The sequence below is a fragment of the Streptomyces rubiginosohelvolus genome, from assembly GCF_014649875.1.
Classification (GTDB): Bacteria; Actinomycetota; Actinomycetes; order Streptomycetales; family Streptomycetaceae; genus Streptomyces; species Streptomyces rubiginosohelvolus.
This window is the reverse complement of sequence record NZ_BMTW01000015.1, coordinates 76507-95119: the sequence shown is the minus strand read 5'-3', so window position 1 is coordinate 95119 and position 18613 is coordinate 76507. Positions and strand designations below refer to the sequence as shown.

18 protein-coding genes are annotated in these 18613 nt (G+C 71.5%); 12 read left to right on the top strand and 6 right to left on the bottom strand.

Annotation, left to right across the window (positions count from 1 at the left end; all coding sequences use genetic code 11):
• Positions 1-325: 325 nt before the first annotated feature.
• Entirely contained in the window at positions 326-1810 is a 1485-nt protein-coding gene (locus IE134_RS27215; RefSeq protein ID WP_126931905.1) for an SDR family NAD(P)-dependent oxidoreductase, read from the bottom strand.
• A 229-nt stretch (positions 1811-2039) separates the two neighbouring features.
• Between IE134_RS27215 and IE134_RS27210 the strand changes: the two genes are divergently transcribed.
• The 5 genes from IE134_RS27210 (at position 2040) to IE134_RS27190 (ending at position 7005) form a co-directional block, all read left to right on the top strand.
• Positions 2040-2936 (top strand): RNA polymerase sigma factor SigF, encoded by an 897-nt coding sequence (locus tag IE134_RS27210; RefSeq protein ID WP_030719237.1) that lies wholly within the window; start codon positions 2040-2042, stop codon positions 2934-2936.
• 172 nt (positions 2937-3108) lie between these two features.
• Positions 3109-4374, top strand: a complete 1266-nt coding sequence (locus IE134_RS27205; protein WP_098018605.1) for a PP2C family protein-serine/threonine phosphatase — start codon at positions 3109-3111, stop codon at positions 4372-4374.
• A complete protein-coding gene (locus IE134_RS27200; protein WP_030719243.1) occupies positions 4364-5995 on the top strand; it encodes a sensor histidine kinase in 1632 nt (543 codons plus the stop codon). Before IE134_RS27205 ends, IE134_RS27200 begins: the two co-directional genes overlap by 11 nt.
• Positions 5992-6435: a response regulator gene (locus IE134_RS27195; protein WP_010058886.1), complete on the top strand. Its 444-nt coding sequence runs from the start codon at positions 5992-5994 to the stop codon at positions 6433-6435. Before IE134_RS27200 ends, IE134_RS27195 begins: the two co-directional genes overlap by 4 nt.
• A 96-nt stretch (positions 6436-6531) precedes the next feature.
• On the top strand, positions 6532-7005 hold the full coding sequence (locus IE134_RS27190; protein ID WP_030719246.1) for an ATP-binding protein: 474 nt from the start codon (positions 6532-6534) through the stop codon (positions 7003-7005).
• A gap of 36 nt (positions 7006-7041) precedes the next feature.
• Here IE134_RS27190 and IE134_RS27185 read toward each other — a convergent pair whose 3' ends face one another.
• Positions 7042-7452 (bottom strand): RidA family protein, encoded by a 411-nt coding sequence (locus IE134_RS27185; RefSeq protein WP_126931906.1) that lies wholly within the window; start codon positions 7450-7452, stop codon positions 7042-7044.
• Between the two features lie 142 nt (positions 7453-7594).
• Between IE134_RS27185 and IE134_RS27180 the strand changes: the two genes are divergently transcribed.
• Positions 7595-7978, top strand: coding sequence for a winged helix-turn-helix transcriptional regulator (locus IE134_RS27180; protein ID WP_030584634.1), 384 nt, complete (start codon positions 7595-7597; stop codon positions 7976-7978).
• Between the two features lie 49 nt (positions 7979-8027).
• Here the strand turns inward: IE134_RS27180 and IE134_RS27175 are convergent, their stop codons facing one another.
• Entirely contained in the window at positions 8028-9197 is a 1170-nt protein-coding gene (locus IE134_RS27175; RefSeq protein WP_030719251.1) for a PP2C family protein-serine/threonine phosphatase, read from the bottom strand.
• 86 nt (positions 9198-9283) lie between these two features.
• On the opposite strand from IE134_RS27175, the gene IE134_RS27170 reads away from it, so the two are divergent.
• Positions 9284-9799: a MarR family winged helix-turn-helix transcriptional regulator gene (locus IE134_RS27170; RefSeq protein WP_030719253.1), complete on the top strand. Its 516-nt coding sequence runs from the start codon at positions 9284-9286 to the stop codon at positions 9797-9799.
• Between the two features lie 223 nt (positions 9800-10022).
• Positions 10023-10385: an STAS domain-containing protein gene (locus IE134_RS27165; protein WP_030719256.1), complete on the top strand. Its 363-nt coding sequence runs from the start codon at positions 10023-10025 to the stop codon at positions 10383-10385.
• A 14-nt stretch (positions 10386-10399) separates the two neighbouring features.
• On the opposite strand, the gene IE134_RS27160 is transcribed toward IE134_RS27165, so the two are convergent.
• Positions 10400-11104 carry a (2Fe-2S)-binding protein gene (locus tag IE134_RS27160; RefSeq protein WP_030719259.1) on the bottom strand — a complete coding sequence of 235 codons (705 nt, stop codon included), beginning with the start codon at positions 11102-11104 and terminating at the stop codon, positions 10400-10402.
• A gap of 245 nt (positions 11105-11349) precedes the next feature.
• On the opposite strand from IE134_RS27160, the gene IE134_RS27155 reads away from it, so the two are divergent.
• Positions 11350-12507: a DMT family transporter gene (locus tag IE134_RS27155; RefSeq protein ID WP_098895282.1), complete on the top strand. Its 1158-nt coding sequence runs from the start codon at positions 11350-11352 to the stop codon at positions 12505-12507.
• Here the strand turns inward: IE134_RS27155 and IE134_RS27150 are convergent.
• Positions 12477-13829 carry a transglycosylase family protein gene (locus IE134_RS27150; protein WP_189432010.1) on the bottom strand — a complete coding sequence of 451 codons (1353 nt, stop codon included), beginning with the start codon at positions 13827-13829 and terminating at the stop codon, positions 12477-12479. The two genes, IE134_RS27155 and IE134_RS27150, sit on opposite strands and share 31 nt — an antisense overlap.
• Positions 13830-14093: 264 nt before the next feature.
• Between IE134_RS27150 and IE134_RS27145 the strand changes: the two genes are divergently transcribed.
• Positions 14094-15182, top strand: coding sequence for a LacI family DNA-binding transcriptional regulator (locus tag IE134_RS27145; protein ID WP_030719269.1), 1089 nt, complete (start codon positions 14094-14096; stop codon positions 15180-15182).
• Between the two features lie 159 nt (positions 15183-15341).
• Complete coding sequence (locus tag IE134_RS27140; RefSeq protein ID WP_126931910.1) at positions 15342-15833, top strand: NUDIX hydrolase; 492 nt, start codon at positions 15342-15344, stop codon at positions 15831-15833.
• Here IE134_RS27140 and IE134_RS27135 read toward each other — a convergent pair.
• Positions 15826-17157 (bottom strand): ROK family transcriptional regulator, encoded by a 1332-nt coding sequence (locus IE134_RS27135; protein WP_097885476.1) that lies wholly within the window; start codon positions 17155-17157, stop codon positions 15826-15828. The genes IE134_RS27140 and IE134_RS27135 overlap by 8 nt on opposite strands.
• A 142-nt stretch (positions 17158-17299) precedes the next feature.
• Between IE134_RS27135 and IE134_RS27130 the strand changes: the two genes are divergently transcribed.
• Positions 17300-18610: an ABC transporter substrate-binding protein gene (locus tag IE134_RS27130; RefSeq protein WP_030719274.1), complete on the top strand. Its 1311-nt coding sequence runs from the start codon at positions 17300-17302 to the stop codon at positions 18608-18610.
• Positions 18611-18613: the final 3 nt, after the last annotated feature.

Genomic DNA, 18613 nt, shown 5'->3' with positions numbered 1-18613 from the left:
TCGCCGACGCTCCGGCACCGATGCCGGAGCGCGACCGCCCCGAGCGGGGCAGGGATGGTGATATGTCGGTCGCGGTGGCGCCGGTTCGGGGCGGAACAGCGGCCGGGTTACCGACCGTGTCCCAGGACGGTCGAGGAACCTTCGTGGGCCCCTCGATGACGTCCGTTCGCATCAGCGTAACCAAATGAGCGCCTCCGCGCTCGATAGAACGTGTGCGGTAGGTCACTTTCGGCCACCGGGTAAGCGAAAACCCGGCCCAGGAATCATCCTGGGCCGGGTTCCCGGCCGCCGCGCGGAGACCGTCGGGCCGGTTGGGCCGTCGGGATTACCAGTTCGCCGGGGCGTAGTCCTTGAGGAAGCAGCCGTGGAGGGCCTCTCCGCCCTCACCGCGCACGATCGGGTCGTAGACCCGGGCCGCGCCGTCGACCAGGTCGAGCGGGGCGTGGAAGCCCTCATCGGCGAGGCGCATCTTGTCCGGGTGCGGGCGCTCGTCGGTGATCCAGCCGGTGTCCACGGCCGTCATCAGGATGCCGTCCTTCTCGAACATCTCCTGGGCGCTGGTACGCGTCAGCATGTTGAGCGCGGCCTTGGCCATGTTGGTGTGCGGGTGGCCCGCGCCCTTGTAGCCACGGCTGAAGACGCCCTCCATCGCCGATACGTTGACGACGTACGCGTGCTTCGCTGCGGTCGCGGCCATCGCCGGGCGCAGTCGGCTGATCAGGATGAACGGTGCGGTGGAGTTGCAGAGCTGGACTTCGAGAAGCTCGATCGGCTCGACCTCGTCGACCGTCTGGATCCAGCTGTTGGTGTCGTGCAGGTCGGGTACGAGGCCGCCCGCGTCGATCGCGGTGCCCGCCGCGATCCGGGCCGGCGATGCGGAGCCGGTGACCAGGGCGAGGTCGGTGACCTCCTGGGCGCTCAGGCCCTCCTTGCGGGCGCTGGGCAGGGCGGCGACCCGGTCGACCGAACCGCTGTTGAAGGTGCCGATGACCTCGGCGGCGGGCAGCTCGCCCGCGGGCAGCGGCGCCGACTCCGCGCTCACCAGCTCGCTGTAGGCCCCCGGGGAGCGGCGCACGGTCTGGGCGGCGTTGTTGATCAGGATGTCCAGCGGCCCCTCGGCGGCGACGGAGTCGGCCAGCGCGACGACCTGGGCCGGGTCGCGGAGGTCGATGCCGACGATCTTCAGCCGGTGGATCCACTCGTCGCTGTCCTCCATCGCCTTGAAGCGGCGGATCGCGTCGTTGGGGAAGCGGGTGGTGATGGTGGTGTGCGCGCCGTCGCGCAGCAGCCGCAGCGCGATGTACATGCCGATCTTCGCCCGGCCGCCGGTGAGCAGCGCCCGGCGTCCGGTCAGGTCCGTACGGGCGTCGCGGCGGGCGCGGTTCTCCTGGGCGCAGGGCTGGCAGAGCTGGTGGTAGAACGCGTCCACCTCGACGTACCGCGTCTTGCAGATGTAGCAGGACCTGGGCCGCTGGAGGATGCCCGCGATCTCGGCCTGGGCGGAGGAGGAGGGCAGCACGCCCTGCGTCTCGTCGTCGATGCGCTCGGCCGAGCCGGTCGCCGTGGCCTCGGTGACGGCCCGGTCGTGGGCGGTCTTGGCGGCGCGGCGCTCCTGGCGGCGGCGCTGCTTCACGGTGCGGTAGATCCCGGCGGTGGCACGGCGGACGAGGATCGCGTCCGGGTGGTCCACCTCGATCTTGTCGAGCTCGTCGAGCACGCTCAGGCAGACGGCCAGCCGCTCCGGGTCGATTCCGGGACCGAAATCCTCGATTCCGGGAGCGAACTCCGGGCTGTCCTCTGTCACCGTCATTGCCGTTCCTCTGTCATCTTCTCGCCGCGGGTCGTGGGTCACCGCAGGCCGAAACACCCCGCTCAAGTTTGCCATGCGCGGGCCACTGCTCCGTTCGGGCGAACGGGTGCCGCAGGCGGGGCGTCCGGAGGGCGATCGAAGAAATCTGAAAAAGATGTGCATGACTTCGCGAAGGCGGGGCAGGCGCTGGTCCGACACACATGCACTGGTCAACAGGGAGGGCGTCATCATGACGACGATGTCGGCGCGAGCCACCGGAAGTACGGCGCAGTTGAGCGACGGCCGGATCGGCACGCAGGCAGCGGACGTCACGGGGGAGCTGCCCTGGATCGAGGACGCCGGGAAGGTGGCCCCGCAGGACGCCCGCGCCCTCTCCAAGATCTTCTTCGACCGCCTCCAGACGCTGGAGGAGGGCACGCACGAGCACCAGTACGCGCGCAACACCCTCATCGAGATGAACCTCTCCCTGGTGCGTTTCGCCGCGTCCCGGTTCCGCAACCGCGGCGGCGACGACACCGAGGACATCATCCAGGTCGGCACGATCGGCCTGATCAAGGCGATCGACCGGTTCGACCTCTCCCGCGAGGTCGAGTTCGCCACCTTCGCCGTGCCCTACATCGTCGGGGAGATCAAGCGGTTCTTCCGCGACACCACCTGGTCGGTGCACGTGCCGCGGCGGCTCCAGGAGCTGCGCGTGGACCTGGCCAAGGCGAAGGAGCAGCTCTCCGCCAAGCTCGACCGCGACCCCACCGTCAAGGAGCTGGCCGCCCACCTCGACCTCCCCGAGGAGGAGATCATCGAGGGGCTCGTGGCCGCCAACGGCTACTCGGCCGGTTCGCTGGACACCCCGTCCGCGGACAGCGACTCCGGCCAGGAGCAGCGGGCGTACGCCGATGTGCTCGGCGAGGCGGATCCGGGCATGGAGACCGTCGAGAACCTGCACACCCTGGCCCCGCTGCTGGAGCAGCTCGACGACCGGGAGCGCCGCATCGTGCAGATGCGGTTCGGGGCGGAGATGACGCAGTCGCAGATCGGGGCTGAGCTGGGCGTTTCCCAGATGCATGTGTCGCGGTTGCTCAGCCGGATCGTCCAGCAGTTGCGCAAGGGTATGAGCGTCGAGGCGTGAGATCCCGCACACCGTTCGGGTCCCGTCCCGAGTCCGAAGCCGTCCGCCCCTACGGGCGGGCGGCTTCGTGCCGTCCGCTCTTCCGGGCGGGGGCCGACGGGACGTATCCCTCGCATATGCTTTGCGACGATCAGGCCGGACGCACCGTGCCGTCGCACGAGAGGGTGAAGGCTTGACCGAGTCACCCGTGGGCACATCGCAGATTCCTGCGGGCGCGCCCGGTATCCCGACCCAGCAGGTCGGCATCCCCCACCATCCCGAGTCTCCGCTGTGGACCGCGACGATCCTGCTGGTCGAGGACGACGCCGGTGACGCGCTGCTCGTCGAGGAGATGCTCTCGGACAGCGAGCTGGACTCCGCCCTCACCTGGTGCAAGACACTGGGTGAGGCCCGCACGTTCCTGCGCGCCTCGACCGCGCCGGTGTGCGTGCTGCTCGATCTTCATCTTCCCGACGCCCACGGCCTGGACGCCGTGCGTCAGATCCTGGAGACCGACGGCGAGGCCGCGATCGTCGTCCTCACCGGCCTGGAGGACTCGGGCACCGGGCTCCGCGCGGTCGCCGGAGGCGCCCAGGACTACCTGGTGAAAGGCCGGCTGGGCCCCGAGATCCTGTCGCGCGCGATCCGCTACGCCCTGCAGCGCAAGGAGGTCGAGCGGGCCGCCGCGGCACTGCGCGCCAACCAGCTGATGGCCCAGGAGAACGCCCGGCTGGAGCGTGGTCTGCTGCCCGTACCGCTACTGCGGGACGACTTGTTCCGGGCCCGCGCCCGTTACGAGCCGGGTCGTGTCCACGGGCTGCTGAGCGGTGACTTCTACGACGTCGTACAGACCGCGGACGGCACGGTGCACGCGGTGATCGGCGATGTTTCCGGGCACGGTGCGGCCGAGGCCGCGCTCGGTGTGTGTCTGCGGGTGGCCTGGCGTACCGCCGTACTGTGCGGCACGTCCCACGTCGACCAGATCGCCCTGCTGGAGGAGATCCTGGTCGCCGAGCGCTCGGACGCGCATGTGTTCGCCACGGTCACTTCCCTGGTGTTCCCGCCGGACCGGCGAAGCGTCGAGATCCTGCGGGCCGGTCACCCCGGCCTGCTGCTGCGCCAGGGCACCGGTGTGACGTGGGTCGAGCCGGAAGGCGGCATGGCACTCGGGCTGCTGCCCGGAATGGGCCGATGGCCGACGGTGGACATTCCGCTGTCGCCCGGAGCGGGCCTGGTGCTCTTCACCGACGGCCTCTTCGAGGGGCGCGACGGACCGGAAAGCCGCCTGGGCGAAGAAGGGCTGCTGGCGATGGCGCAGGACAACGGGCATCTGCCGGCCTCCGCGTTCGTCGACGCCCTGGTGGCGGGAGCCGCCGAGGGGGCCGCGCCGTACGGCGGGCTCGCGGACGATGTGGCCGTACTGCACCTGGCCTGGGGATCGGAAGACGATGAGCACTGACAGCACCAAGGGGACACCGGGAACGAGCCTCGCCGCTCGGCTGCCGGTGCAGTCCTGGGTCCATCTGATACTCGGCGGTTTCGTCGTGGTCGTCTGCGGCTGCCTGGTGGTCGGCGGACTGGTGCTGTCCCGGATGTCGGAGCGCACCGACGAGCTGGTGGACCGTATCCAGCCGGCGCGATCGGTCTCCTTCCAGCTGCAGAACGCCCTGCTCGACCAGGAGACGGGGGTCCGGGGGTTCGCCCTGACCGGTGACCGCTCCTTCCTGGAGCCGTACGAGGCAGGGAAGAGCGCAGAGCTGGAGCGGCTGGCTCAGGCCCGGGAGCTGGTCGGCGACGACGAGCGACTCACGAATGACCTCGACGCCATCGAGGCAGCAGCCGGCCGGTGGCGGCGGGACAAGGCCGAGCCGTTGATCGCGGCGGTGCGGGAGGGCGGTCCCAGCCGCTCCGGCACCACCGCGCAGCTCCAGAGCAGCAAGACGGAGTTCGACAGCCTGCGGCGCGCTTACACCGCCCAGCAGGGGCATCTGGCCGAGGCCCGTGACCGGGCGCGGGCCGACCTGAACGCCGCGCGCTCCACCCGCGACTGGGTGGTGGGCATCCTGCTCGGCGTTCTCGTGCTGACCATCGTGGCGCTGAGCGTCCTGCTGCACCGGGTGGTGGGCATGCCGCTGAACCGGCTGCGTGCGGCATCTGAGGCGGTGCGCTCGGGCACCTTCGACCGCCGGATCGAGATCGAGGGCCCTTCCGACGTCCAGGCCGTGGCCGGGGCCGTGGAGAACATGCGCCAGCGGCTCTCCGACGAGCTGGCCGAGACGCAGAAGCGGGAAGACCTGCTGGCGGACCAGACGCAGGAACTGCGCCGCTCCAACTCCGAGCTGGAGCAGTTCGCGTACGTCGCATCGCACGACCTTCAGGAGCCTTTGCGCAAGGTCGCCTCGTTCTGCCAGCTGCTGGAGAAGCGGTACGGGACGGAGCTGGACGACCGGGGCAAGCAGTACATCGCCTTCGCGGTGGACGGCGCCAAGCGCATGCAGGTGCTCATCAACGACCTGCTGACCTTCTCGCGGGTGGGCCGGGTCCACGAGAGCTGGAAGCCCGTCGACCTGGGGCGGTCGCTCGACCGTGCCCTGGGCAATCTGGCCACGGCGGTCGAGGAGTCGGGGGCGGTCGTCGAACGGCCCGAGGAGCTGCCGGAGCTCGTCGGGGACGCCACCGCCCTCACCATGGTCTGGCAGAACCTCGTCGGCAACGCGGTGAAGTTCCGCCACCCCGACCGTCCGCCCCGGATCACCGTCGACTGCGAGCGCGAGGACGAGAACTGGCACCTGACCGTGTCGGACAACGGGATCGGGATCGCGCCCGAGTTCGCGGACAAGGTGTTCGTCATCTTCCAGCGGCTGCACGCCCGGGACGAGTACGACGGCACGGGCATCGGTCTGGCACTCTGCCGGAAGATCATCGAGTTCCACGGTGGCCGGATCTGGCTGGAGCCCGAACCAGGCGAAGGCACCCGGATCCACTTCACCCTGCCCGTCGCGCCCGAGGCGCCCACCCACACCACGGCGGAGCTGCTCGCTCACGCCCAGCTCACCAGCCAGTCGGGAGACGCTTCGTGAACACCCCTGTGCAGCCCATCGAGGTCCTGCTCGTCGAGGACGACCCCGGCGACGAGCTGATGACCCGTGAGGCCTTCGAGGACAACAAGATCCGCAACACCCTGCACGTCGTGCGCGACGGGCAGGAGGCGCTGGACTTCCTCTACCGACGCGGCGAGTACGCCGAGGCCCCCCGCCCCGACCTGGTGCTGCTGGACCTGAACCTGCCCAAGTACGACGGCCGGCAGGTGCTGGAGCAGATCAAGGGCGACCCCGAACTCGCCCTCATCCCCGTGGTCGTCCTCACCACCTCCTCGGCCGAGGAGGACATCCTGCGCAGTTACAAGCTGCACGCCAACGCCTACGTGACGAAGCCGGTGGACCTCGACCAGTTCATCGCGGCCGTCCGCCAGATCGACGAGTTCTTCGTGACCGTGGTGCGGCTGCCCGGACGTGCGTAGGATCGGTCCGGATCTCCTGGAGTGGGATCGTTCGCCACGGGTAGACGATTGGCGGAAAAGGTCTCCGACCTCACTGCGGCGCCCTGGCTGGAGCACATGAACGAACAGGTCACCTCCCCACCGGAAGAACCGGGTCAGGCGCCGGCTTCCGTCGAGGTACCGCCCTCCGCCGAGGTACTGCTCAGCGCCGAGGTCTTCGACGGCGAGCCTGGCTGCATCGCGCTGGCCCGTGCGCTCGCCGACCGCTTCCTGACGAGGCTCACGGTGGAGTGCCTCGCCCGGATCGGCGAGCACACGCGCAGCGATCTGATGCTGGCCGTCAGTGAGCTGGTGACCAACGCCGACCGCTACAGCCACGGGCCCTACATGCTGGAGCTGGAGGGCAACGCGGAGCGCATCAGCGTCACGGTGTACGACAGCAGCACCGCGATGCCCGTGCTGTACGCCCCCGACCCGTCCCGTCTCGGCGGCCACGGCATGGAGATCGTCGTGGCGCTCTGCGACCGGCTCACCGCCGAGCGGGTGCCGGTGGGCAAGCGGATCCGCGCGGAGTTCCAGCTCAGCACCTGAGCCCGGCCGGCTCCCCCCTGACGGCCGGCTCCCTTCTCAGGAGTCGAGGACGGCGGTGGCCTCGACCTCGACCAGGTGGTCGGGGACGTCCAGAGCCGCGACGCCCACCAGCGTGCCGGGCGGTACGGGGGTGGTCCCCAGTCGCGCTGCGGCCCGGGCCACGCCCTCCAGGAACAGCGGCATCTTCTCGGGCGTCCAGTCCACGACGTACACGGTCAGCTTCGCGACGTCCGCGAACGTGCCGCCGACCGCGGTGAGGGCCGTGCCGATGTTGACGTAACACTGCTCGACCTGCGCGGCGAGGTCGCCCGCACCGACGGTGGCGCCGTCCGCGTCCCAGGCGACCTGCCCGGCAATGAAGACCAGCTTCGATCCGGTCGCGACCGACACCTGCCGGTAGGCGCCGATCTCCGGCAGTCCGCTCGGGTTCACCAGGGTGATGGCCATACCTCTCGCCTCCTCGTCCTGGGGGCCGTGCCCCCGTTCTCCACCGGACCGGACGGTTACCGGTCACTTGTGGTTACTCAGGAACCGTAGGAGAGTGTGCGTCGACAAGGAAGAACGCACTTTTGGGTGACAGGGGAACCTCATGGTGACCAAACAGTTCAGCGGCTCGCCCGAGGACGCGGATCTGCGGCGCGCGGACTCGCTGGCGCGCGAGATCTTCTCCGACGTCGCCAACAAGTGGGCGCTCCTGATCATCGAGGCCCTGGGCGAGGGCACTCTCCGCTTCAGCGAGCTGCGGGGCGAGGTCGAGGGCATCAGCCACAAGATGCTCACCCAGAACCTGCGGATGCTGGAGCGCTACGGACTCGTCGAGCGGTGCGTCCACCCCACCGTGCCCCCGCGGGTCGAGTACACGCTCACCGAGCCGGGGCAGGGCCTGCGCCGGACGGTCCATGTGATGTGCGACTGGACCCATGAGCACATCGGCCACATCGAGGCCTCCCGCCGCGCCTTCGACGCGCCCTAGGGAGTATCCGGCCGGCCGGTCAGCCCTGTCTCCTGGTCAGCCCTTCCGGTCAGTCCTTCTGCCGGCCGAACCAGTCCAGGCACAGGACCAGCGCGTCGTCGAGCGTCTCCGTGATCCGGTACTCCGCGAGTTCGGCGAGGATCGCGCGCGGCACGGTGGCGGCGGGCAGGAGCCGGGTCGACTGGATGGCGCGGGCCAGCATGCGGTCCCCGTAGGCCTCGCCGAGCGGGGACACCGCGTCGTACACGCCGTCGCTGAACAGCAGCAGCCGGTCGCCGGGCTCGACGTGGAACTCCTGGACCGTGTACTGCGACTCCTCGAACATGCCGAGCGGCAGCTGCGCCTCCAGCTCCATCCGATGGACCGAGCGGCCGCGCTGCATCCACAGCTGCGGCGATCCCGCGTCGACGACGCCGACGCGGCCGGTCGCCAGCTCGAAGCGGAGCAGCAGGGTGGAGACATGGGAGGCGCCGCGGTGCTGGTCGTAGATGGCCTGGTCGGCGAGGGCCGCCTGGTCCGCGATGCCGATGCCGGCCCGGCGGGCGTTGCGGAGGGCGTTGACGGCGAGGTTGGTGAGGAGGGAGGCCTGTATGCCCTCGCCCATGCCGTTGGTCACCGCGAGGGTCAGCTCGTCGCCGTCGGCGGCCCAGTCGAAGTTGTCGCCGTGTATGGCGTACGCGGGCTCCAGCTGGGCCCCGATGGCGAACTCGGCGGCGGTGCAGGCGCGGGCGGGCAGCAGCTGCCACTGCATCTCGGCGGCCAGGGTGAGACGGCTGGTGCGCCGGGCGCGCTGATACAGGTCGGTGTCCCGTTCGGCGACCAGGATCTCGTGTCCCAGCAGGTCGGCGACGTGGGTCAGCTCGCCGACCAGCTCCGGGGTGGACAGCGTCTGGGGCAGCCGGACGGTGAGGATGCCGAGCCGTTCGCCCCGGACGGTCACGGGCAGGTGGTGATCGACGGCGTCGTCGTGCCGGACCTGCTGCTCACGGGGTTCCTGGCTGCCGAACGCCCGGCCCTCGGGGCTGTTGTGGAGGGACAGCGGCTCGCTCTCGCCGTCGGGCCCGTCCAGCGAGGTGAGGACCCGCAGACCGTAGTCGGCGAGGTGCAGCTCCACCGCGAGGGCCCCGTAGGCGCTGATGAGCTCGGCGCGCAGGGCGGCCAGCAGAGCGTGCGGCGCGGCGGCCCGCACTGCGGCCTCGATGTGGGTTCGTCTGTTCACGGTCTCTCGCGCATTCTTCGTCCTGCTACGTGGTAAGGGCCGGGCCCGGGCTGACAAGTAGGGCTGACGGGTGACAGAGTGGCTGAATGCCCCACCGAGGATTCCGCCCCCGCAATGGCGAACAGGCGTCCGTCTACGCCGTCGCCGCCTCGGAGCTGCTGGAGGTGCTGTGGGGCCGGGGCCAGGAATCCGCCGCTTCGGGAACCGTATCGCCCTCCCAGCTCCGTGCCCTTCTGGTGATCGAGAAGCACGAAGGCACCAATCTGCGGGCCCTGGGGGAAGCCCTGGGCTCGCGCGCCCCCTCCGTCAGCCGGCTCTGCGACCGGATGGAGGCGATGGGGCTCGTGCTGCGTGCACCCAGCCCGACCAGCCGACGCGAGTTGGAACTGCGGCTGAGTCTTCGTGGCCGCGCCCTCCTCGAAGAATACCGGGCCCTGCGCGCCGCCGAGCTGAACGCCGTGCTGGAGCGGATGGCTCCCGCCGACCTCGCCGCGCTCACGGACGGACTCGCGGCCTTCCATGCCGCGGCTTCGGAGCGCCTTTCCCCGGAACGGGATACGGACGCCTCCCCGCTCCGCGATGATGTCGCCGACAGCGCCTAGCCTCATCCAGCCCCTGCTTCCGCATCCATCGGCACTCCGCCGTCGACAGCCGGACGATCAACCGGCGGGGATCAGATTGTTACCCGATGGAGAATGTTGTCAAATGGCAACTGTTACTTCTATCGTTATCCCGATATCCCGCCGCGACCAGGGACGGAGCGCTGCCGGCCCCTCCGGCGGCACGGCTCTCCGCTCCCTTCCGATCCCGCCCGAGGTGCCTTCCGTGCTTTCATCGCCCAACGAGGACAGAGCCGTCAGAATCACCACCCGGCGGGAGCGGGGCGCCCTGGTCCTGACCGTCTCGGGTGACCTCGACATCGACAGCGTGTCCCCCCTGGGCCTGGCTCTGACCTCGGCGGCCGAGGACGGCTCGGGCCCGGTCGTCGTGGATCTCTCCGGCGTCGGATTCGCGGACTCGACGACAGTGAACGTGCTCCTCCAGGGGCACACCGCGCTCGGCGACCGGCTGCGTCTCGCGGCCCCGTCCCCGTTCATGCGGCGCCTGATCGGCATGATCGGCCTCGACAGCGCCCTGCCCGTCCTGCCGTCGGTGGACGACGCCATAGACGCCGTGCTGCCTTCCTGAACGTCCTTCCGGCGTTATGCCCCGGCCCGAGCGGAGCCGGGCGCCCGGTCGAACACGCAGTCACCGCACACCCCGCCGCCGGGACAGCGCCAGTACAGACAGCAGCTGCGCCGCCGGAACGCCGGACCGTGCGGGGACCCGGTGTCGCGCAGCGTCTCGTCGTCGAAGAGCTCGGCCGCCAGCGCGCGGGCCCGTGCGGCCACGTCCGGCCGGTCCTGGGCGCGGGCGAAGGCGACGAGTTCGCGTACGGCCCCGGCGAGGGCTGATCCCGCGTTGCCGCGCAGCAGTTGCGGGGAGATGTTCCCGTCGCGCCGGAACGCGTCGGCCAGCGGGACCAGATGCCCGTGCTGGACCTCCTCGCGGATCCGGGCCGCCGTGCCGGGCAGCTCGGCCGTCCCCGCGAGCCACAGGTCGTCCGGCGAGGTGGACGACGGGTCCCAGTGGAGGTCGCCGGGGGCCAGGGCGGGGATCCGCCCGAACAGCGCGGCGGGGCCCAGGGCGATGGACCAGAGCCGCGCGGCCAGACCGAGATGGGCGATGGAGGCGGCGACCCGGCGCTCGGGGGCCCGAAGCCGCTCCGCGACCCGGTCGACACGCGCGGCGAGCGGAGCGTTCTCGCCCGCGTACAGCCGCTCCAGCGGCCGGTGTCCGCCGTCCGGCACCGGGGTGGTCCGCAGCGCGAAGAATCCCCCGACCGATGCCAGTTGTGCCAGGTCCATGGCCCGTTCCCCCTCCGTCTCCGGTCCGTCCGCGGTCCCGCTCCCGTGACCGGTCCGGCGGCCACCGACTGTGCCGCCCCGGCGGCTCACCGTATCCGCCGGGCGACAACTTCTGACGGCTGGGGGCGGCAGGACTACCGTCAGGAGGAGGACGTCGGTCCGACGGGCGTACTACTGGGGCAGTACGCCGAAGTGGAGACTCAAGGACGACGACGTGGGGCCCCGGACGGGACATCGTGGTGTACATGAGCTCCCTTGCGTTGTCCGTGCTGCTGTCACTGGTCTCCGCGGTCGCCTACGCGGCCGGCGCGATCATCCAGGAGCGCGTGGCCGCGACCGATGACAACGCCTGGCACGCCTTGCTGCGCAACGCCGTGTGGTGGGTCGCCGTCGTCCTCAACGGGGTCGGTGCGGTCCTGCACGTGGTGGCGCTCGCCTACGGTCCGCTCAGCCTGGTCCAGCCCCTCGGGGCGCTGACGATCGTCTTCGCCCTACCGATGGCGGCCCTGTTCGTCGGGCGGCGGGCGGGCGCGACGGCGTGGCGCGGGGCGCTGATGGCGACGGCGGGGCTCGGCGGACTGCTGGCGCTCACGGGGAACGCCGAACCGCACACCCTGAACGGCCCGGAGCAGGTGCTGCTGGCCGCGGTGACGTTCGGGGCCGTGGGCGCGCTCGTCGTCTTCTCCCGTACGCTGCGCCGGCCGGTCCTGCGCAGCATCGTCCTGGCCACGGGCGCGGGGGCGGCGTTCGGGATGGCCTCGGTGTTCACCAAGACCGTGGCCGTGGAGTGGACGTCCGGTTCGGTGCGCTCGGGTGCGTTGCCGCTGCTGGTGATCGCCGGGCTCGCCGCGGCGGGCCTGTTCCTGTCCCAGGCCGCGTACCGGGGCGCCGGGCTCACCGCTCCGCTGGCCACGGTGACGGTGGTCAACCCGGTGGTGGCCGCCGCCATCGGCCTCACCCTGTTCGGCGAGCACTTCCGTCTCGGCGTCCCCGGCACGGTCCTCGCCCTCTCCTGCGGGGCGTTGGCCGCCGCCGGCCTCATCATGCTGACGCGGGAGCGGATGAATCGGGAGCACGCCGAGGAGGCGTTGGCGAACCCGGAGCCGGCGGGCCCGGGAGCCCGGCGCGCGGCCCCGGACGGGGTGGACGGGGCTCGCGGCGCGGAGGGGCAGGAGGACGGTCAGTCCTCGTCGTCGCCGGATGTGTCCGATGCGCCTGCCGTGCCGGGACCGGCGCCCTCGGCCACCAAGTCATCGCCCCTGCCGCCGGGGCGTGCCGTGCCGCAGGTGGAGTTCGGTACGCCGGGGCCGCTCGCGGAGCAGCAGCGGCGCGGCGGATCCACCCTGCGGCGCCCCCGCTCCGAGCGGAGGGTTCAGACCCTGACGCCGCCTGCTCGCAGGTAGGCGAGCGGGTCGACGTCCGAGCCGTAGCCGGGGCCCGTGCGGATCTCGAAGTGCAGGTGGGGCCCTGTGCTGTTGCCCGTGGAGCCGGAGCGGGCGATGCGCTGCCCGCCGGAGACGGACTGCCCGGCGCGCACGTGGAGCGCGGAGAGATGGGCGTACTGGCTGTACTTGCCGTCGCTGTGCCGGATGACGACCTCGTAGCCGTACGCTCCGGCCCAGCCGGCCGAGACGACGCGGCCCGGGGCCACCGACTTCACGGACGTCCCGGTGGGCACGGGGAAGTCCACACCGGTGTGGTAGCCGCTGGACCAGGAGCCGGCCTGGCGGTACGGGGTGCCGGTGCCGGCGGCGACCGGGGCGCTGAAACCGGAGTGCCGTACGGCGCGTTCCGGAGCGGGCTGTTCCTTCTTGGGGGCGGCCTTCTTGGGGGCGGCCTTCTTGGGCGCCTCCTGCTTCGGCGCCTGCTGCTCGGGCGCTTCCTTCTTGGGCGCCTGCCGCTTCGGGGCTTCCTTCTTGGGCTCGGCCTGGCGCTGGTCCGCCTTCTTCGGCCCGGGGGCGGTGGCCGAGGGCTTCGGAGCGGTCTGCCGTGCGGGCTTCCCGGTGCTCGCCCCCTCCCCCGCCTTCGGCGCCCGGCTCCCGTCCAGGCTCAGCCGCTGTCCGGGGAAGATGAGGTCCGGGTCGTTCCCGACGACGGTGCGGTTGGCGGCGTAGAGGCCCTGCCAGCCGCCGGGGACCCGCTGGGCGGACGCGATCCCGGAGAGGGAGTCGCCGCTCGCCACGGTGTACGCATCGCGCTTGCCCGGCACATGGGTGGGCGTCGCCTCGGCGGGACGGGTCTGCGGCTGCCTGGGCGGTGCGCTCTGCGGCGCCGGTGCCTGGGCGGTCCGGCTGCCCGCGCTCTGCGGGGCGGTCCCGGCCCCCGGGGTGGTGTCGGGTGCGTCGCCGCCGCGCGTGAGCCCCGCCCGTACGGAACAGGTGGGCCAGGCGCCGGGCCCCTGGCCGTCCAGCACCCTTTCGGCGATGACGATCTGCTGCTCACGGGTGGCGAGGTCGGCGCGTGGCGCGTACTCCGTACCGCCGAACGCGGCCCAGGTGGAGCCGCTGAACTGCAGCCCGCCGTAGTAGCCGTTGCCGGTGTTGATGGCCCAATTGCCGCTGGACTCGCAGGCGGCGACCTTCTCCCAGACCTCGCCCGAAGCGGCCCCGGCCGAGGCCGCGGTGATGAGCGGGAGCGCGATGCCCGCGCCGCCCGCCGTCACCGTGAGCGAGGCACGGTTGATCCGACTGGGCTGATATCTGCGGTGCCGTCCGGTCGCGGCCATACGTGGCTCCCCCACTGGCTTCGGTACATCTCGCAAGGGGCAACGTAGGTCCGCACAGTGACTGATCACAAGCAAAACGTGATACTTCAGCCGCACCCGGCCCGTCCGTGGCCGAATACCGCCGCCCTGAGCTTCCCTCTCGCCCGGCCGCGTTCAGCCCTCCGGGGACTCGTCCGGCCAGGCACGCATGGCCGCCTCCGCATCGGTATCGGGAGGAAGGCCACCCCATGGAGAGCGCTCTCCTGAAGTGCTATAAAGACGCTCATGACGGATGATCTGCGGTCGGCCGGAGCGCCCACCCTGGAGGACGTGGCCCGGGCGGCGGGCGTCTCGCGCGCCACCGTTTCCCGGGTGGTCAACGGGGTGCGCAATGTCGACCCGGTGATCCAGGAGGCGGTGCGCCGGGCGGTCTCCGTGACGGGCTACACCCCCAACCGGGCGGCCAGGTCGCTGGTCACCCGGCGGGCCGACGCCATCGCGCTGGTGGTGTCGGGCGCGGGCGTCGAGCCGAAGGCAGCAGAAGAATCCGAGGACACCACCGCGTCCGGGGACGGGAGTTCCTTCACCGCGCAGGTCTTCGCGGACCCGTTCTTCGGCCGGGTGGTGACCGGGGTGGTCAACTACCTGCGGCCGCGCGGAATGCACCCGGTGCTGATGTTCGCGGAGTCGTCGCGGGCACGCGAGGACGTGGTGGCGTACCTGCGGCAGGGCCGCGCGGACGGGGCCCTTGTCGTCTCGACGCACGCCGAGGACCCACTGCCCGCCCTGATCGCCGAAGCCGGCCTGGCGGCCGTCCTGTTCGCCCGCCCCGCGCGGCCGGTCCCGGTCAGCTATGTCGATCTCGCGCACCAGGACGGTGCGCGGCTGGCGGCGGAGCACCTGCTCGGCCGGAACTGCCGCCGGATAGCGACGATCAGCGGCCCGCTGGACGTACCGGCGGGGCAGGCGCGCCTGACGGGGTTCCGGGACACCATGGCGCGCCACGGGCACCCGTACATCCCCATCGTCGAGGGGCAGTTCACCCAGGAGAGCGGCGAGGCGGCGATGGAACGGCTACTGGCGGAACACCCCGACCTGGACGGGGTGTTCGCCGCCAACGACCTGATGGCGCTGGGGGCCTGCCACGTCCTGCGGGAGCACGGCCGCTCTGTGCCGGGGGACGTGGCGGTGGTCGGCTTCGACGACAGCAGCGCGGCCCTGGCCTGCCGCCCGCCGCTGACCACGGTCCGCCAGCCGGTGGAGGGGATGGCCGCGGAGATGACGCGCCTGCTCCTGGACCGGCTGTCCCGGCCGGACGGCCCGGTGACCTCGGTGATCTTCGAACCGGAGCTGGTGGTACGGGCGTCGGCCTAGGGAACGCCGGGCGAGGACCCGACGGCCGGGCAGACGCTCACCTCGTACGGGGTCGGCCTGAACGACGGCCCTCCGGGCCTGGCGGGCGGAGGCTCATCGGCGTGCGCGGCCCACGTTCCGTGGAACGGAGGCTCATCGGCGTACGCGAGGATGCCGTGCATGACCTCTCCCCCGCCCCGCGTCCGGGTCGCCGCCTATGTGATCCGGCGTCACCCCTCCCCCGCCCTGCTGGTGTTCGACCAGCCGGCCTTCCCCGAGGCCGGCACCCAGGTGCCCGCGGGCGGTGTCGCGCCCGGCGAGGACCCTGAGCGGGCCGTCCTGCGCGAGGTCGCCGAGGAGACCGGGTTGCGGGGAGCCCGCGTCGTCCGGCGGATCGCGGTGGACGGGCGGCCGCACCCCGAGACGGGGCAGCCCCGGCTGACCACCTATCTCCTGCTCGACGCCCCGCTGGGCGGCCCCGCGGAGTGGGAGCACCGGGTCCGGGGCGACGGGGGCGACGCGGGCATGCGGTTCGTCTGCCGGTTCGCACCGCTCCCCCTGGCGTCCCCGCTCGCCGACGCCCAGGACGCGCATCTGCGCCGGGTGGACCCGCGCTGGGCCGCACCGGGCGAGGTGGCGGGCCGGCCCGACGAGGCGCGTCCTCTCAGTTGACCGGGGTCCGGTGCCGTTCCCGTACCGCGTGGACGGCCGTACGCGGTGGGGTGCCCGTCCCGCCCGGCGCCGGGCGGCTGCCGCCCCGGGTCAGGAAATCCGCCAGCGGGAGCGTCGCCGCGCCCACGGTGACCGCGTCCGGGCCGAGGCGGCCCATCTCGATGGTGGTGCGGGCCGCCGCGTGGCTCAGGGCGTACTCGTTGGCGTACCGGCGAATCTCCGGGAGCAGGCGGGGGCCGAGGAGCAGGCCCGCCCAGCCGCCGATCAGGATGCGTTCGGGCAGGAAGAGGTTGACCAGGTCGGCGAGGGCCGCGCCGAGGCATTCCGCCGTCTCGTCGAGCAGAGCGAGGGCCACCGGGTCCGGAGTGCCACGGCGCCCCGGATAGGCGGCGGCGAGCAGGGCGGCGAGCGCGGTCTCGTCGTCGGCGTCCTCGGGCAGCGGGCCGCCCGCCTCCCGCCAGCGCTCGCGCAGGGCCTCCGCGCCCGCGTACGCCTCCAGGCAGCCGATGGAGCCGCAACGGCACCGGCGGCCGCGCAACTGCACGGTGGTGTGGCCCCATTCGAGGGCGAGGCTGGTGCGGTCCTCGTCGAGGATGTCGCCGTGGTCGACGCAGGCGCCCACACCCGAGCCGATCAGAGCGATGGCGGCGGCGCCCGCGCCCCGGCCGCCGCCGAACCACATCTCGGCCTGGCCGAGCGTCTTGGCGCCGTTGTCGATGAAGAGCGGCACCTCGGGCGGCACGTCGACCGCTTCGCGCAGCAGTTGTTCGAAGGGGACCGCGCGCCAGCCGATCGTCTGGCCGTGCACCACCGCGCCGCGGGTGCCGTCGGGGCCTTCGGGGCCGTCGCGCTCGATGATGCCGGGGACCCCGATCCCGATGCCGAGGAGCCGGCGCGGGTCGGCGCCCGCGTCGCGCAGCACGTCCGCGACGCCGGTGCGGACATGGGCGACGATGCGCTCGACGTCGTAACCGTGCTGGGCCAACAGCCGCTCGGTGCGGGCCAGTTCGGTGAGGGAGAGGTCGAACAGCTCGACCCGGACGCGGGTCTCGCCGATGTCGATGCCGACGAGGAGGCCGCCGTCCGGAGCGACGCGCAGCAGCGTACGGGGGCGGCCGCCGTCCGAGTCGACGACACCAGCCTCCTCCAGCAGGCCCTCGGCGGACAGCTCCGCGACGACGTTGCTGATGGAGCCTGAACTCAGTCCCGTGACCGGGCCGAGCTCCTGACGGCTCAGCGGGCCGTCGAAATACAACCGTTGCAATACCCGCGCCCGGTTGCCCCGCCGCAGGTCACGCACGGTTCGTCTGTTGCGCTCGGCCATGGTGCTCCTTCCCGTCCAGGAACATACCCCGGCCCAAGGCCTTGACGCGACCTTCTCTCACCTCTTAAATCACGGCATAATTTAAGTCATGGAGGCCGTTCGGTTCCCGAACGCAGCCATCCCCGGAAAGGGGCCACCTCTCATGCGTCATCTCAGAGCCGCAAGCGCCGTCACCCTCGCCCTCTCCATCGCCGTGGCCGCCACCGGCTGTGGTGGGGGAACCACGTCGGGCGGCAGCAACGAGTCGCCGAAGACCCTCACCTACTGGGCGTCCAACCAGGGCCCCAGCATCGAGGCCGACAAGAAGATCCTCACTCCCGAGCTGAAGAAGTTCGAGAAGGAGACCGGGATCAAGGTGAAGCTGGAGGTCGTGCCGTGGGCCGACCTGCTGAACCGGATCCTCGCCGCCACCACCTCCGGTCAGGGCCCGGACGTGCTGAACATCGGCAACACCTGGTCGGCCTCACTCCAGGCGACCGGCGCGCTCCTGCCGTGGGACGACAAGAACTTCGAGGCGATCGGCGGCCGGGACCGCTTCGTCGACTCGGCGGTCGCCTCGGCCGGCAAGGAGGGCGAACCGCCCGCCGCCGTGCCGCTGTACTCGCTGGCGTACGCCCTCTACTACAACAAGAAGATGTTCGCCGAGGCGGGCGTCGAGAAGCCGCCGGCCACCTGGGACGAGCTGGTCGCGACCGGCAAGAAGATATCCAAGGACGGCAAGTGGGGCCTTGGCGCCGAGGGTGGCAACCTCTCCAACAACATCCACCAGACCTTCGTCCTGGGCCAGCAGCACGGCGCCGACTTCTTCGACAAGGACGGCAAGGCGACGTTCACCTCGGACGGTGCGGTCGCGGCGGTGAAGCAGTACATCGACTTCATGGCCAAGGACAAGATCATCGCCCCGGGCAACGCGGAGTACGCCCAGAACCAGTCGCTCACCGACTTCGCCAAGGGCAAGACCGCGATGGTGCTGTGGCAGGCGGCCGCCTCCACCTTCGCCGCGCAGGGCATGAAGCCGGAGGACTGGGGCGCGGCCCCGGTGCCGGTCCCCTCGGGCGCCCCCGGAACGGGCGAGCAGGTCAACTCCATGGTCGCGGGCATCAACATGGCGGTGTTCAAGAACAGCAAGAACATCGACGGCGCCAAGAAGTTCGTGAAGTTCATGACCAGCGACGCCGAGCAGAAGTTGCTCAACAAGACCTACGGCTCCATCCCGCCGGTCAAGGCCGCCCAGGCCGACGCCGCGTTCGGGGCCCCCGACCTCAAGGTCCTGCGCGACACCCTCGCCACCAGCGCCGCCCCGCTCCCCCAGGTCCCCAACGAGTCGCAGTTCGAGACGGCCGTGGGCACGGCGGTCAAGGAGCTGTGGGCGGACGCGGCGGCCGGACGCCCCGTGACCGAGGCATCGGTCAAGGAGCGCCTGGAAAAGGCCCAGCAGACGATGCAGCAGTGAGGC